This is a genomic window from Rothia santali (assembly GCF_024199905.1).
GTDB lineage: Bacteria > Actinomycetota > Actinomycetes > Actinomycetales > Micrococcaceae > Rothia > Rothia santali.
In genome coordinates, this window is sequence record NZ_JANAFB010000008.1 from 70,972 (window position 1) to 86,309 (window position 15,338).

Annotated in this window: 13 protein-coding genes; 5 read left to right on the forward strand and 8 right to left on the reverse strand. The window is 73.9% G+C overall.

What is annotated here, in order from left to right:
• Positions 1–2 precede the first annotated feature (2 nt).
• Genes NBM05_RS04985 through NBM05_RS04995 form a run of 3 tightly spaced genes read right to left on the reverse strand, consistent with a single transcriptional unit; the run spans position 3 to position 4,276 of the window.
• Positions 3–953 (reverse strand): carbohydrate ABC transporter permease, encoded by a 951-nt coding sequence (locus tag NBM05_RS04985; RefSeq protein ID WP_254165616.1) that lies wholly within the window; start codon positions 951–953, stop codon positions 3–5.
• A 22-nt stretch (positions 954–975) separates the two neighbouring features.
• On the reverse strand, positions 976–1,935 hold the full coding sequence (locus NBM05_RS04990; RefSeq protein WP_254165562.1) for a carbohydrate ABC transporter permease: 960 nt from the start codon (positions 1,933–1,935) through the stop codon (positions 976–978).
• Between the two features lie 10 nt (positions 1,936–1,945).
• Positions 1,946–4,276: an alpha-galactosidase gene (locus NBM05_RS04995; RefSeq protein WP_254165563.1), complete on the reverse strand. Its 2,331-nt coding sequence runs from the start codon at positions 4,274–4,276 to the stop codon at positions 1,946–1,948.
• 313 nt (positions 4,277–4,589) lie between these two features.
• On the opposite strand from NBM05_RS04995, the gene NBM05_RS05000 reads away from it, so the two are divergent.
• From NBM05_RS05000 to NBM05_RS05010, 3 genes are all read left to right on the forward strand, one after another.
• Entirely contained in the window at positions 4,590–5,381 is a 792-nt protein-coding gene (locus NBM05_RS05000) for a DeoR/GlpR family DNA-binding transcription regulator (protein WP_254165565.1), read from the forward strand.
• On the forward strand, positions 5,378–6,514 hold the full coding sequence (gene galT / locus NBM05_RS05005; RefSeq protein WP_254165567.1) for a galactose-1-phosphate uridylyltransferase: 1,137 nt from the start codon (positions 5,378–5,380) through the stop codon (positions 6,512–6,514). Before NBM05_RS05000 ends, galT begins: the two co-directional genes overlap by 4 nt.
• A 113-nt stretch (positions 6,515–6,627) precedes the next feature.
• Positions 6,628–8,124, forward strand: coding sequence for a galactokinase (locus NBM05_RS05010; RefSeq protein WP_254165569.1), 1,497 nt, complete (start codon positions 6,628–6,630; stop codon positions 8,122–8,124).
• A 133-nt stretch (positions 8,125–8,257) separates the two neighbouring features.
• Here NBM05_RS05010 and NBM05_RS05015 read toward each other — a convergent pair whose 3' ends face one another.
• Positions 8,258–8,998, reverse strand: a complete 741-nt coding sequence (locus NBM05_RS05015) for a DedA family protein (protein ID WP_254165617.1) — start codon at positions 8,996–8,998, stop codon at positions 8,258–8,260.
• A gap of 352 nt (positions 8,999–9,350) precedes the next feature.
• Here NBM05_RS05015 and NBM05_RS05020 point away from each other — a divergent pair, with 352 nt between their 5' ends.
• Positions 9,351–9,794, forward strand: coding sequence for an acyl-CoA thioesterase (locus tag NBM05_RS05020; RefSeq protein ID WP_254165571.1), 444 nt, complete (start codon positions 9,351–9,353; stop codon positions 9,792–9,794).
• Between the two features lie 22 nt (positions 9,795–9,816).
• Here the strand turns inward: NBM05_RS05020 and NBM05_RS05025 are convergent, their stop codons facing one another.
• A complete protein-coding gene (locus NBM05_RS05025) occupies positions 9,817–10,239 on the reverse strand; it encodes a helix-turn-helix domain-containing protein (RefSeq protein ID WP_254165574.1) in 423 nt (140 codons plus the stop codon).
• A 339-nt stretch (positions 10,240–10,578) separates the two neighbouring features.
• Here NBM05_RS05025 and NBM05_RS05030 point away from each other — a divergent pair, with 339 nt between their 5' ends.
• A complete protein-coding gene (locus NBM05_RS05030) occupies positions 10,579–10,809 on the forward strand; it encodes a hypothetical protein (protein ID WP_254165576.1) in 231 nt (76 codons plus the stop codon).
• A gap of 298 nt (positions 10,810–11,107) precedes the next feature.
• Here the strand turns inward: NBM05_RS05030 and NBM05_RS05035 are convergent, their stop codons facing one another.
• From NBM05_RS05035 to NBM05_RS05045, 3 genes are all read right to left on the reverse strand, one after another.
• Entirely contained in the window at positions 11,108–11,986 is an 879-nt protein-coding gene (locus NBM05_RS05035; RefSeq protein WP_254165578.1) for an NAD(P)-dependent oxidoreductase, read from the reverse strand.
• A 107-nt stretch (positions 11,987–12,093) separates the two neighbouring features.
• On the reverse strand, positions 12,094–13,644 hold the full coding sequence (locus tag NBM05_RS05040; protein WP_254165580.1) for a four-carbon acid sugar kinase family protein: 1,551 nt from the start codon (positions 13,642–13,644) through the stop codon (positions 12,094–12,096).
• A gap of 233 nt (positions 13,645–13,877) precedes the next feature.
• Positions 13,878–15,335 (reverse strand): GntT/GntP/DsdX family permease, encoded by a 1,458-nt coding sequence (locus NBM05_RS05045; RefSeq protein ID WP_254165582.1) that lies wholly within the window; start codon positions 15,333–15,335, stop codon positions 13,878–13,880.
• Positions 15,336–15,338 lie beyond the last annotated feature (3 nt).

The following is a 15,338-nucleotide window of genomic DNA, read 5'->3' on the forward strand; positions in this document are numbered from 1 at the left end:
CCTTACTTGAGTCCGTTGAAGCCGATGGAGTTGACGATGCGCTTGGCGAACAGCGCGAAGAGCACGACCATGGGCAGCGCCGCCACGAGCGTGGCCGCCATGAGCCCCGCCCAGTCCGTGCCGGTCTGGGGCGACTGCGCGCGGAAGACGCCCAGCGCCACGGTCAGCACCCGCGAGTCGTCCGTGTAGGAGACCATGAGCGGCCAGAAGTAGTCGTTCCAGGCGGTCATGTAGGTGAGGATGCCCAGCGTCGCCATCGGCGCCGCGGCCATCGGCAGGACGACCTTGAAGAAGATGCCCACCCGCGAGACCCCGTCGAGCAGCGCGGCCTCCTCGATCTCCCGGGGGATGTTGAGGAAGAACTGGCGCAGGAAGAAGATCGCGAACGGCGTCATGAACATGGTCGGCAGGGCGATGCCCAGGACGTTGTCGATGAGCCCCAGCTCCTTGATGAGCACGAAGTTGGGCAGCAGCGTGAAGATCGTGGGCACCATGAGCCCGGCCAGGAAGATCCCGAAGACGAGGTCCCGGCCGGGCCAGCGCAGCCGCGCGAAGGCGTAGGCGGCCATCGCGCAGAACAGCAGCTGCCCCACGGTGACCAGCGTGGCCACGATCAGGGAGTTGACGATGTAGCGCCAGAAGACCAGGGAGGTCGCGGCGCCGCCCTCGGCCAGCGCCTCCTCCTGGCTCTGCGCCCCGAAGACCCGGGCGAAGCCGCCGGTGGAGAACTCGGGCGGCAGCACCGCGGCCGGGTCCTCGTACAGCGAGGCGTTGGTGGACAGGGCGGTGCGCAGCATCCAGTAGAACGGGAAGAGCGTGACCAGCACGATCAGGGCCATCGCGACCCAGGCGAGGACCTTGCCCGGCGTGGGCCGGGGCCGGCGCGGGCGGGCGGCAGCGGCCGGGGCGGGCGTGGGGGTAGGGGCGGGCGTCGCGGGATCGACGGTGGGAATGGTGCTCACGGTGGTCCCTCCCTCAGTCCAGGTCCGTCTTGTTGGCCCGGGTGAGCTTGAATTGGATGAAGGTGATGATGCCCAGCACGATCAGCAGGGCCACCGACATCGCGGCGGCGTAGCCGAACTGGAACCGGCCGAAGGCCATGTCGTAGATGTAGAGCTGCAGCACGTTGGTGGAGTTGGCGGGACCGCCCGACGTCGTGACCGCGACCGTGTCGAAGACCTGGAAGGACCCGATGATGGTCATGATCAGCACGAGCGCCAGGATGGGGCGCAGCAGCGGCATCGTGATCGAGAAGAAGATCCGCGTCTCCCCCGCGCCGTCGATCCGCGCGGCCTCGTAGACCGTGTCCGGCAGGGTCTGCAGCCCGGCGAAGATCAGCAGCGCCGTGTACCCCATGTGCCGCCACACGTTGATCGCGGCGATCGTGGGGATGGACCAGAACTCGTCGGTCAGGAACCCGATGCTGCCGACCCCCAGCCACTCCAGGACCTGGTTGGCCACGCCGAACTGGGTGTCCAGGATCCACAGCCACACCAGCGCGGCCACCACGTTGGAGACCATGAACGGGGAGAGCACGACGCCGCGCAGGAACGTCGAGCGCGTCAGCTGGTGCATCATCAGCGCGATGATCAGCGCCAGCACGGTCTGCAGCCCGATGTTGAGCACCACGTACCAGACGGTGATGCCCAGCGAGTCCCAGAACAGCGGGTCCTGGACCAGCCGGCGGTAGTTGTCCAGCCCCACGAACTCGGCGGGCGTCAGCAGGTTGAAGCTCGTAAAGCTCAGCCAGATGCCCCGCACCGTGGGCCACAGGTAGAAGACCAGGTACCCCAGCCCCGCGGGAGCCAGGAACGCCAGGGGCAGCAGCAGCCCCCGGCGGCGCGCGGACCGCCGGGTGACCGGCCCGCGCTCCCTCGCCCGACGGTTCCGGGCGGCGTCCGGGTCGAGGACGATCTGGCGCGTCGTCGTGCTCATCGCGGCTCCCCTATCCCTCGAGGACGGTCAGGTGCAGCAGCCGGGAGGACTCCGGGAACTGGCCGGGCAGGTGCAGGCCCGGGTCCATCAGGAGCCGCCCGGGGACCTCGACCGGGCCGTCGGCCGGCCACCACGGGGCCGGGCGGTAGCCGTCGGGAACGGGGCCCGGGGTCACGTCGCGCACCGCGTAGCGGCGCTCGGGGTCCAGGCCGCGCAGGCGGAAGCGGCCGACCGGGTCGACGTCGGAGGAGCCGAGCGAGGTCACCCCGAACAGGGCCTCGCCCCGGTCCGCGGCGACGACGCCGTGCACCGAGACCGTGGGGTCGAAGGCGTCCATGCGGACCAGCTCCCCGCCGTGCAGCAGCTCGCGGTGCCGCCGGTGCAGGGCGATCCACTCCCCGAGCTCGGCGAGCTCGGCCTCGGTGGCCCGCGCCAGGTCCCACTCCACGCCCAGGTGCCCCCACACGGCCGTGGCCGCGCGGAAGTGCAGCGTGTGGATGCGGCCCGTGGTGTGCGAGACCCCGGAGGCCACGTGCGCGCCCATCAGCTCGGCGGGCAGGATCTGCTGGGTCCAGCGGTGCATCTGCTGACGCTCCAGCGGGTCGATGCAGTCCGAGGTCCAGACGCGGTCGGTGCGCTGCAGGACCTCGAGGTCCACGCGCGCCCCGCCCGAGGAGCAGGACTCGATCTCCAGCGCGGGGAACCGCTCCCGCAGCTCGTCCATGAGCCGGTAGGCGGCCAGGGTCTGCTCGTGCACGCCCGGGCGCCCGGTGGGGGCGGTGCCGGCCTCCAGCAGGTCGCGGTTGTGGTCCCACTTCAGGTAGGCGATGCCGGGGTGCTCCTCGAGGATCGCGACCAGCTGGTCCCGCACGTGCGCGTAGGCCTCGGGGATGCCCAGGTTCAGCACCTGCTGGTGCCGGGACTCGTTGGGCAGGCGGCCGGCGGGGGCCATCGTCCACTCGGGGTGGGCGCGGGCGACGTCGGAGTCGGGGTTGACCATCTCGGGCTCGACCCACAGGCCGAACTCCATGCCGAGGGCGGACACGTGGTCGACGAGCGGGGCGAGGCCGTCCGGCCAGGCGTCCGGGGAGACGACCCAGTCGCCGAGGCCCGCGGTGTCGTCACGGCGGGCGCCGAACCAGCCGTCGTCGAGCACGTAGCGCTCGATGCCGAGGTCCGCCGCGCGGTCGGCGAGGTCGGTGAGGCGGGCGAGGTCGTGGTCGAAGTAGACGGCCTCCCAGACGTTCAGGGTCACGGGGCGCTCCCGGCGCGGGTGGCCCGGGCGCGCGCGCAGCCAGCGGTGGATGCGCCGCGCCTGCTCGTCCTGGCCGACCCCCCACGCGGCGTAGGCCCACGCCCCGGCGTAGCTCTCCCCCTCGCCCAGGACGACCTCCCCGGGCAGCAGCAGCTCGGAGCCGCCCAGCACGCGGTGGCCGCTGTAGAGGCGCTCGGCCCAGGTGCGGTGGTTGCCGGAGAAGGCGGTGTGCAGGCCCCAGACCTCGCCCTCGCCGAAGCCGAAGCCGGGGGTGCCCGCGGTCAGCAGGAGGGCGGCGTCGGCCCCGGTGCGGCCCTTGCGGCCCTCCCGCAGGTGCGTCCCGACGCCGAAGGGCCGGCGCTGCGGCACGCGCTCCTTGCCCCAGTGGCCGGCGAGGTCGAACAGCTCGCCGGCCTGGGCGGGGACGGGGAGGACGACGCCGAGCTCGCGCACCTCGTACTCGCCGGGGCCGGCGTTGGTCAGGGTCGCGCGGGCCCGGACCAGGCCGCTTTCCAGCAGCTCGACGGCGAGGCTCACGCGCAGGCCCTCGCGCTCGTCGGCGGCGTGGAAGACGACGGCGGCCGGGCCGGGGGCGAGGAGGCCGCCGGGCTCGGCGGCGGCGTCGGGCGCGGCCGCGTCCCCTCCGGACCCGGCCGCGGCGGCGTCGGGCCCGGCCGCATCCCCGGCGGCGCCCCGCACCTCGAGCCCCGTCAGCAGGAAGCGCGGGGTCCAACCCGAGCCGTCGCGGCGCGAGCCGTCCAGCCCGGGGCGCCCCTGATACCCCTCGTGCTGGCTCCCGAGCATGTCCAGCCGCTGCGGCATGTCCTGGTCGTTGAAGGTGCGGTTGGGCAGCTGGCCCCGGGCCAGCAGGGCGGCGTCCTCCGCGCTCAGGTCCCCGAGGTCGGCGCCCCAGTGCACGACGCCGGGCAGCCGGCCGTCCGCGACGTCGAGCAGGAGCGAGACGCCGCCCGCCCGCAGGTGCAGCCGGGCCGGCGCGTCCTCGGCGGAGATCCGGAGCGGCTCCCGTCCGGCGGCGGTCCCGGCGGGCGCGTCCGCGGCGGTCGTGGGGGTGGGGGCTGAGACCATGGGTGTCCTCCTGGTTCCCGTTCCGCCGGCGTCGGCCGCCGTGCGAAAACTGTTTGTAAATGTTTGTTTGAACAGAGTGTACAGAGTCGGAGCCGGAGAGACAGGGGTCACACCACATTGTGGGAAATGTGTCGCTCGGAACGATCGAACGCGGAAGAATGCGGTACCGCTGGACCCGGACAGCCCGCGCCGCGAACCGTCGTCGAGGATGAATCCGCATGTCGACCGGGTTCATCTGTTCGTTTTTGTGCCATAATCTGTAGCGTGGCGCGGTGGACGCCGCCACGGGCCGTTCGGCAGAAGGGGACCAGACATGCTGGCGCAACAGCGACATTCGCGCATCCTGCACGAGGTGCAGGCCCGGGGCACGGTGCACGTGCACGACCTCGCCGAGCTGCTCGACGTCTCGGCCATGACCGTGCGCCGGGACCTCGCCGAGCTGGACGAGCAGGGGCTGCTCAACCGGGTGCACGGCGGCGCCGAGTCCGCGGCCTCGACCCTGGAGCCCGACTACGCCGAGAAGATGTCGCTGCACGCGGAGGGCAAGGCCGCGATCGCGCGGCGCGCCGCCCGCCTCCTGCACCCCGGGCACTCGGTGGCCTTCTCGGCCGGGACCACCTGCACCCGGATCGCCCAGGAGGTCACCGGGCCGCACCGCGTCGGCGACCTGACCGTGGTGACCAACTCCCTCCCCGTGGCGGACGAGTTCTTCCGCTCCCGGAACCGGCACCGGCACGGCGGGGCCGCGGAGCCGCGCGTGCTGCTCACGGGCGGCGAGCGCACGCCGTCGGACGCCCTGGTGGGGCCCCTGGCCGACGCCGCCCTGGCCGACCTGCACGTGGACCTGCTGTTCATCGGCGCGCACGGGGCGGGCGAGTCGGGGCTGACCACCCCCAACCTCAACGAGGCGCGCACCAACCGGGCGCTGGTGCGCGCGGCGCGGCAGGTCGTGGCGGTCTTCGACCACAGCAAGTGGGGCGTCACCGGGCTCTCCGGCTTCGCCCGCTGGTCCGAGGTGGACACCGTGATCACGGAGCCGGGCCTGCCTCCCGAGGCGCTCGCGCTGCTGCGGGAGTCGGTCGCGGAGGTGATCGTCGCATCATGAGCACCGAGACCCACGCCGCGACCGCGGTCCGCGTGACCCGCGGCCGGCTGGCCGACGGCCGCGAGATCATCTTCTTCGACGACACCGAGCCCTACGTCTCCGGCCGGGCGACCCGGACCATCCGCGACCCCCGGCCGCTCGCGCCGCGGGAGCTGCCGCCGCACGCCTCGGCGAGCATCCGCGTGGACCCGCTGACCGGGGATCCGGTCGCGCTCGCCGCGCACCGGATGAACCGGACCTTCCTGCCCCCGGCCGACGAGGACCCGCTCGCGCCCGCCGGGCAGGGCAGCGTGCCGGGCGAGATCCCGGAGGAGGCCTACGACGTCGTCGTCTTCGAGAACCGCTTCCCCTCGCTGCAGGGCCCGCTGGAGGTCCTGCGGGACCGGCCGCCCTTCGTGGAGACGACGCCGGCGGGCCGCTGCGAGGTCGTCAGCTTCACCTCAGACCGGCGGGGCTCCTTCGCCGGGCTCGGACACCGGCGCGCGCGCACGGTGATCGAGGCGTGGACCCACCGCACCCGCGAGCTCAACGCGCTGGAGGGCGTGGTCCAGGTGGTCCCGTTCGAGAACCGGGGCGAGGAGATCGGGGTGACGCTGCACCACCCGCACGGGCAGATCTACGCCTACCCGTACCTGCCGCCGCAGACGGCCGCCGTGCAGCGGCGGGCGCGCGAGCGGGCCCGGGAGGGCGGGGACCTGCTGGGCGAGGTGCTCGAGGCCGAGCTGACCGAGGGCACGCGCGTCGTCGAGGAGACGCGGCACTGGGTGGCCTACGTGCCGTTCGCGGCCAAGTGGCCCGTGGAGCTCATGGTGATGCCCCGGCGCGCGGCCGCGGACTTCACCGAGCTGACCGAGGCCGAGAAGGACGAGCTCGCGGACCTGTACCTGGATCTGCTCGGGCGGTTGGACCGGTTCTTCGACGGCGTGGACCGGCTGCCCTACATCGCGGTGTGGCACCAGGTGCCCGCCCGCGGGGGCGAGGGGATCTCCCGGATGCGGCTGCACGTGTTCTCGCTGCTGCGCGCGCCCGGGAAGCTGAAGTACCTGGCGGGCTCGGAGTCGGGCGTGGGGGCGTGGGTCAGCGACACCACGCCGGAGCGCATCGCGGCCCGGTTCCGCGAGGTGGCGCCGTGAGGCGCCGGGCCGGGGCGGGTCCGGCGGATGGGACGGTCCCGGCGGAGGCGGCGGTCGGAGCGGCCCCGGTGCGGGCCGCGGACGGAACGACGTCGCGCGCTTCCGGGGAGGGCGTGGCCTGGCGCCCCGCTCCCCCGGCCGGTGAGCAGGCGGAGCGGGCGGCCGGGGCCTTCCGCGCCGCCTACGGGCGCGAGCCCTGGGGGATCTTCTCGGCCCCGGGCCGGGTGAACCTGCTGGGCGAGCACATCGACTACAGCGGCGGCACCGTGCTGCCGCTGGCGCTGCCGCACCGGACCGTCGTGGCCGTCGCGCCGCGCGAGGACGGGCTGGTCCGCGCGGTCTCGGCGCAGGAGGACGGCGGGATCCGCGCCGTGCCGCTCGACGACGTCGCGCCGGGCGCGGTGGAGGGGTGGCTGGCCTACGTGGCCGGCGTGCCGTGGGCGATGGCGCGGGAGGGCCTGGGCGAGTACCCGGGCGCGGACCTCGCCGTGGACTCGGCGGTGCCCCTGGGCGCGGGGCTCTCCTCCTCGGCGGCGCTCGAGTGCGCGGTCGCCCTGGCCTTCGACGCTCTCGCCGCGGAGGGGGCCGCAGCCGGTGCGTCAGACGGTGCCTCGGACCCGGACCCGGACCCCGCCCCTGCCGCGAGGCGCTCGGACCGTTCCCCCTGGTCCGCGACCGACGCCGGCCGGGCCCGCCTGGCCGCCGCATGCATCCTCGCCGAGAACGAGATCGCGGGCGCGAGCACCGGCGGCATGGACCAGTCGATCTCCCTGCGGGCCCGCGAGGGCTCGGTGCTCGCGATCGACTGCCGCGACTTCTCCTCCGCGCCGGTGGACGTCGATCTCGACGCCGCGGGCCTGGCCCTGCTGGTCATCGACACCCGCGCCCCGCACCGTCTCGTGGACGGCCAGTACGCCCGGCGCCGGAAGGGGTGCGACGACGCCGCGCGCGCCCTGGGCCTGGGCACCCTCCGCGATGCCCTGGGGGAGCACCCCGACGCCGGGGCCGCGGACCGGGCGCTCGAGCGCTGGGACGCGCTGGACCCGGCGTCGGCTGCCCCGAAGGCAGAAGTGCCGAACGGGAAGGGGCCGAAGAGGGAGGATCCGAACGGGGACGGACCGGACGGAGAGGGACTGGACGGGAATGGACCGGACCGAGAAGGACGGGACGGGGACGGACCCGACAGGAAGCGGCCCGAGAGCCGGGACGGCGCACCACCGGTGCGCGCGCTCCTCCGGCACGCCTGGACCGAGATGGCCCGGGTGCAGCGCTGCGCGGACCTCTTCCGCGAGTTCCGCGAGCCCGAAGCCCGGCCGGGGCCGTGGGCCGAGCTGGGCGGTCTGCTCGCGGCCTCGCACGCCTCGCTGCGCGACGACTACGCGGTCTCCTGCGCCGAGCTCGACCTCGCCGTCGACGCCGCGCACCGGGCGGGCGCGCTGGGGGCCCGGATGACGGGCGGCGGCTTCGGCGGCTCGGCGATCGCGCTGGTCGGCCGGGACGACGCCGAGCCGGTGGCCCGCGCCGTCGCCCGCGCCTTCGCGCGCGAGGGGTTCGCCCCGCCCGAGTTCATGCTGGCCTCCCCCTCGGCCGCGGCCCGCAGGGAGCGGTGAGCGCGGGCCCCGGTGACCCGTCGGCGCGGGAGCGGTGCGCTGCAAGCGTCTCGGAGCCTCGGTTGAGGTCAGAGCGTCGGTTCAGAAATGACGCGCTGCGGGTTTCCGGTTCCCCTCGGGCCGGGCACGCCGATCAGGCCGGCGCGTCCCGGTCCTCGCTCGCGTCCCCGCCGAGGGACCGGGCGCGCCGCGAGCGGATCCGCCCCACCAGCCACCACGCCACCAGGACCACGACCACCGCGATCACGATCTTCTGGAAGATCCCGACGTATCCCTCGACGACGTGCCAGTTCTCCCCGAGGTAGAACCCGGCCAGGACGAAGATCGTGTTCCAGATGGCGCTGCCCAGGGCCGTGAGGGCCGTGAAGGGCAGCAGCGGCATCTTCTCCACGCCGGCGGGGATCGAGATGAGGCTGCGGAAGATCGGGATCATGCGCCCGAAGAAGATGGCCTTGTACCCGTGGCGGTGGAACCAGGCCATGGTCTTGTCGACGTCCGCGACGTCGACCAGCGGCATCCGCCGCGCGATCCCGCGGATCCGCTCCAGCCCGACGGCCCTCCCCACCCCGTAGAGCGCGAGCGCCCCGACCACGGAGCCGAGGGTCGTGAAGATGAGCGCGGCGGCGAGGCTGAGCTCGCCGCGGCTCGCGGTGAACCCGGCCAGCGGCAGGATCGCCTCGGAGGGCAGCGGCGGGAACAGGTTCTCGAGCGCGATCAGCAGCCCGGCGCCCACCGCCCCGAGGGCCTCCATCACCTGCACGACCCAGCCCGCGATGCCGGTCAGCTCCTGCGGCTCGTGGGCGGGAGCCTGCGCGGAGCCGCCGGCGGTGAGTCGGGCGGGTCCGGATGCCGCCGCGAGGGCGAGGGAAGTCATCTGCATGCTAAGAGCCTAGCCGCACGACCCGCACCAGGGCCCCGTGAAGGCCGACGTCGTCGGGATTCGCCCCGATCCGGGGCGAAACCCAAGGCTACTGGGGGCCTCCACGCAGTGGATCCCAAGGGTACGCCCAGGGTCGGCTCCTACGGTGGGAACTACCTCATAGGTGCGAGTGATTGATGTGAATGACCCCCGCGGGACCGACCGTCCCGGCGGGGGTCATTCGCGTCCGGCGGACGATCGCAGCCCGGGTGCGGGGACTCGCCGCCGGGAACGACTACCGTGAGTCGAGAGACGCCCGCTCCCGCACGCCGGGACCGGGCCACCCACCGCACGGAAGCGAGCCCGCATGTCCACCTACCCCGGCTACGTCGCCACCCCCGAGATCCGCTGGTCCGACCAGGACCTCATGGGCCACGTCAACAACGCCCGCATCCTGACCCTCACCGAGGACGCCCGGATCCAGTGGATGCTGTCGCTGACCGAGCTCGCCGAGTCGATCCGCCCCACGCTGGTGGCCCGCACCGAGATCAACTACCGCGCCCCGGTCCACTACGGCGCGGAGGCGCTGCGGATCGAGCTGGGGATCGGGCGGGTCGGCACGACGTCGTTCACCATCACCTTCCGCGGCGTGCAGGGCGGGGCGGTGGCCTTCGACGGGCAGAACGTCATGGTCCTCATCGACGAGGCGGCCGGCGGCACCCGGCGGCTCACCGCGGCCCAGCGCGAGGTCCTCGAGGGCTTCGGCACCTACGACCCCGAGCGCCCGACGACGCTGACCCCCGCGGACTAGGCGGGCCGCCGGTCCGGGCGCCTCAGCGACCCTCCCCGTCGTCGGGGTCAGGCTCCCAGCCGGTGGCCTCCCGAAGTCGTTGGGAGGCCTCACGCACCGGTCGCAGGGCCTCCGCGCCCTGCCGGACGCGCCGCGCGTCCCGGTCCAGCAGTCGTTGGCGCACCTCGCCTTGGCGGGCCAGCAGGGCGCGGAGGCGCGCGGTGTGCGCGGAGTCGATGAGGTGGTGGGGCCACAGCACGGCGTCCTGGAGGGTCAGCTCGAGGCCGACGTGCCGCGCCACCCTCACCACCGTGCCGAGGGCCACCGTGCCCCTGCCCCGCTCGATGGCTCGGACGGTCCGGTCGCTGACCCCCGCGATCCCGGCCAGCTCCTCCTGGGTCAGGCCGTAGGCCTTCCTCGCGGACCGGACCGCGAATCCGAGCTGCCCCGGGAACGTCAGATGCATGTCAGGTCCCGCGAGCCGAGGGAAAGCGCGGAGCCGACGACGGAGGTAGCGACGTCGGCGCCGGCGGTAGAGGTGGCAGTAGCAGTGGCGACATCGGCGATAGCGGTGGCGGCGGCAGCGGGGGCGGGGGCGACGACAGCGACAGCGCTGGCGAAGACAGCGGCGGCAGCGGAGGCGATGGTGGCCCGCGAGGCGGCCGGGATGCCGACCGCGGTTTTCCCCGCGGGGTCACAGTATGTCGTGCTCTGTGCTCGGCTTTTTCGGAGCTTTCGTTCCGGAGATCGCCGGCCGCGGCGCCTCTGCGTCCGATAGCGGGGAGGCATTCCTCCGCTCCATGTCATGCCCGACTTCGACTCGGCGTCGTCCCCGGCCCCCATGTCGGCCCATGCTCCGGTTTCGGACCGGGTCTCGGATTCGGACTTAGACCTGGCTCCGGTCTCGGTCTCGGTCTCGGTCTCGGTCTCGGTCTCGGTCTCGGTCTCGGTCTCGGTCTCGGTCTTCGGAACGATACCTCCGAAAATCGCTACTACACGGCTCATCATGCTCTCCTCGCGCGGCTGCGTGCGGTGACGGCGGCCCGCTCGGCCACCGCCCGTCGAGGAACCAGCATGACCCGGTCATGTCCCCGCGGGGGCCGTCCGGGACCAGTTGGGGACGCCCGCTCGGCCGTCGTGCTCCGGCCGCTGACTCGTTCGCCGAACCCCCGCACGCCGCATCGCGGGTCCAGCTCCGCGGACCGGCTCACCGGACCCCCGCACGCCGGACAACCCCCGCGCACCGACCCGCCGCGTCGGCCGGTCGCGCACCGCTCCCCGCAGCCCGCGGCGGCCGGCCCGCGCACCGCTCCCCCGCGGCGCGGGCCGGGCGCCTACCGCCGGCGGAGCAGGTCGTAGACCACCGAGTCGTCCTTCAGCCCCAGGCCCTCGCGGCGTCCGCGCAGGTAGAGCTGCTCGGCCGAGGCCGCGAGCGGCACCGGCTGCTCGACCTGACGCGCGGCGTCGGTGACCAGGCCCATGTCCTTGACGAAGATGTTCAGGGCCGAGCGCGCCTCGTCGAACTCCTCGGCGACCATGCGCTGGCCGCGGTCGTTGAACATGAACGACGCCGCCGCGCCGGTGTTCATGACCTCGTGGCACTGCGCGACGTCGAGCCCCATGGAGTCTGCAAGCGCGAGCGCCTCCCCCGCCGCGGCGATGTGCACGCCGCACAGCAGCTGGTTGACGACCTTGAAGCGCTGCCCGTCGCCGGGCCGGCCGCCCACCACGGGGGCGTTGCCGGCCATCGCGTCCAGGAGGGGGCGGGCCGAGGCGACGTCGTCCTCGGTCCCGGAGACCATGACCAGCAGGTCGCCGGTCCGGGCCCGCGCCACGCCGCCCGAGACCGGCGCGTCCACCACGTGCGAGGTGGTCGGCAGCAGGCGGGCGGTCGCCTCGTCCATCGCCCGCGGGCCTACCGTGGACATGACCATCACGGTCGTCTCCGGCGAGAGGACCTCGGCGATCCCGGCCTCGCCGAACAGCACGGCCTCGAGCTGCGGCCCGGTGGCGACCATGATGACGACGACGTCGGCCCCCTCCGCGGCGGCGCGGGCGGACTCGGCGGAGGCGACGTCGGGGGCGACGGCCTCGAGGGCCTGCGGGGACATGTCGTAGGCGGTCACGCGGTGGCCCGCGCGGGCGGTGACGAGGGACATGGGGGTGCCCATGGCGCCCAGGCCGATCCAGCCGACGGAGAGGGTGGTGTTCATGTGTTCATCCTTGGGGTAGTGGGAAAGCGGGGAAACGGTCGGGAGGGAGAATCGGTCGGACGTGGAAGGAGAGGCCGGGGGCGGCAGGATCCGGAGGGACGGACCCCTCAGGCCTCGGCCTCGCGCAGGCGGTCCACGACGTCGGCCAGGGCCTGCTCGCCGCCCACGTTGCCGGGGAAGACCACGTAGGGGCAGCCGAGGGTCTCGGCGGGGGCCTCCTCGGGGCGGAACAGGGAGATCTGGCCGGGGAAGAACTGCCCGGCCACGGTCGCGAGCCGGATGCCGAGGCCGCGGTGGGCGACCTCGTGGGAGGTGATGCCGCCCTTGGCGACCACCCAGGCGGGCAGCGCGCCGCGGACCTCCTCGACCACGCGCACCACGGCGTCGGAGACGCTGCGGGCGATCGCCAGCGACTCGTCGGGATCCTCGGTGCTCACGCGCTCCCGGCTGGTGTAGACGACGCAGTCGTTGCGGCCGAGCTCCGCGCGGATCGCCGCGACGGTCTCCTCGAGGTGGCGCTCCCGCTGGGCCCCGTCGAGGAGGCGGGCGACGTCGAGCTCGAACTCGGTCAGCGTGCCCCGCTCCTGGACCGCGCGCAGCTGGCGGGTGGTCAGGCCGACGTGGGACCCGACGACGACGAGGCCGTGCCGGGCGCGGGACGGGGCGGCTCCGTCCACGCGGGCGGTGACGGACGAGTCGGCAGCTTCGCCGTCCGGGCCGGCGGCGGCGGACGGTTCGACGGCGTCGTCGGACGGCCCAGCGGCGCGCCCGCCCGAGCCGGCCGCGCGGATATCCTCCGCGTCGAGGACCCGGGCGCCCTCCTGGCCCGCGAGGGGGCGGACGAACGAGGGACCACAGCGGGAGACGAACACGCGGCCGCGGGCCTCGAGCTCGGTCACGGCGTCGGCGACGACCTCCATGTCGGAGTACTCGGTCGCGTTGACCACGACCCAGCGGCGCCCCGCGGCCTCGGCGAGGATCTCGACGACGCGCCCGACCCCGCCCTCGCGGATGTCGCCCAGGCCGATGCTCAGGACCTCGGCGGCGGGCACCGCGCCGCCGGACTTCTCCTCGAGGAACTCGCGCAGGTCGGAGTGGGCGTAGCCGAAGGTGGCGTCCTGGGCGAAGTCGGTGTCCTCGACGCGCCGGGCCTCGCCCTGGACCATCGCGTAGTGGACGTCGTCCTCGGTGTAGCGGCCCGCCTCGATCATCGCGGGGCAGAAGAGGAAGGCGTCGACGGGGCGGCCGGCGGCCTCGAGTGCGTCGGCGATGGCGTTCGGCTCGGCGATCACGTGACCGCGCAGCGTCGAGTCCGAGCGGGAGACGACGTGCAGGCCCGCCGGGGCGTCTCCGGGCGCCGCTCCCCCGGCGTCGGACGCGGGCGCGGGCTCGTCGGAGGTGGAGTCGGTGCCATCGGCCGCGGGCGCGGCGCCGGCCGTCGCCAGGACGCCCTCGACGATGCGCCGGTTGGCCGCCACGGCGTCGGCCTCACCGAGCGCGCGGGTGTTGGTCAGGACGAAGCAGGTGCTGCCCGGCTCCGCCAGGGTCTGGCGGATGGGGCCGGGCTCCTCGTCGAACGCCACGGAGACGCCGTGGACGCACTGGGAGCCGGTGGGGTCGTCGTCGAGGACGAGGAGGCGGCGGGGTGAGGTGAGCATGGGGAGACCTTTCGGGGCGCGCCGGAGACGCGGGGAAGCGGAGTGGGCGGTCGTCGAGGAGCTGGCGGATCGGCCTGGCTGCCGAGCGAACGGCCGGACGGACCCTCGGGCGGGCGGACGGGCGGACGGGCGGACGGGCGGACGGCCAGACGGCCAGACGGCCGGACTAGCGCTCGGACGTGCGGACGGCCGGGCTGCCGGACGTGCGGACGGGTGTGCGGACGGCGCCGGTGTCAGGCCACGGCCGCGACCAGCGGCCACAGGGCGCACACGACGCCGAACCCGACCAGCGAGGTGCTGGTCGTGAGGACGGTGTAGGACTTCAGCGCCGTGGCGGTGGAGACCTGGAAGTACCGGCTCCAGACCCAGAACAGGGAGTCGTTGACGTGCGAGAGCGCCATGGAGCCGACGCCGATGGTGATGGTCACCAGCGCGATCTGCAGCGGGGCCAGCTCCAGCTGGGCGGCGAGCGGGGCGATGAGCGGCGAGGCCGTCAGCACCGCGACGGTCGCGGACCCCTGGGCCGCCCGGATCAGCGCGGCCATGAGATAGGCCAGGACCACGATCGGCAGCCCGGACCCGGCCAGAACCTCCGCGACGGCGCCCGCGACGCCGGTCTCCGACAGGACGTGGCCGAAGGTGCCGCCCGCGCCGGTGATCAGGATGACCGCGGCGATCGGCGGGAGCGAGGAGTTGATGATGTCCTCGGCCTGCCCCAGACCCCAGCCGCGGCGGTAGCCCAGCAGGACGATCGCGAGCAGCACGCCGATGAGCAGCGCCATCGGCGAGGCGCCGACGAGGGCGAAGAAGCTGCGCAGGCCGTTGCCCTCCGGGAGCACCAGCGCGGTCACGGTCTGGGCCATGATCAGCACCAGCGGCGTCACGATCATCGCCAGGACCAGGCCCACGCCCGGCGGGTTCGCCACGACCGGCGAGGAGTGGGTCGCGGCGTCGGCCTCCTCGTCGGCGGCGGGGCCCCCGGCGGATCCCGACGCCGTCCCGGCGCCACCGCCCGCGGTTCCCGACGACGCCGGGCTCCCGCCCACCGCCGCCGCCTGCAGCGCCGGCACCGGGGAGGAGACGCGCTTCTGCACGAACCCGCTGGCCACCTGGGAGAAGAACCACATGATGAGGGCGGGGACGAGGCCCAGGAGCAGGACCATCCCGACGTCGGCCCCCATGATCTCCGCGCCGCCCACGATCCCGGGGTGCGGCGGCAGGATCACGTGCACGGTCAGCAGCGCCATGACGGTGGGCAGGGCGTAGGTGAGCATGTTGCCCCCGAGCCGGCGCCCCACGGACAGCACGATCGGGATCAGCACGATCAGCGCGACGTCGACGAAGACGGGGATGCCGAACAGGAAGCTCGCGGCGCCCAGCGCCCACGGCGCCCGCTCGGGCCCGAAGACGGCGAGCATCTTCTTCGCCAGGACGTCGGCGCCGCCGGAGACCTCCACGATCCGCCCCAGCATGGCACCCAGGGTGACGATGAGGGCGACGGAGCCGAGCGTGCCGCCCATCCCGTCGGTGAGCGTCGGGACGACCTCCGCGAGCGGGATCCCCGCGACCAGCGCGAGCGCCACCGAGACGATGAGCAGCGCGAGGAACGGGTGGGCCTTGGCCTTGATGATCAGTGCCAGGATGGCGGCCACGGAGGCCAGGCCGAGCAGCACCAGGGTGGTTGTGGTCATGGA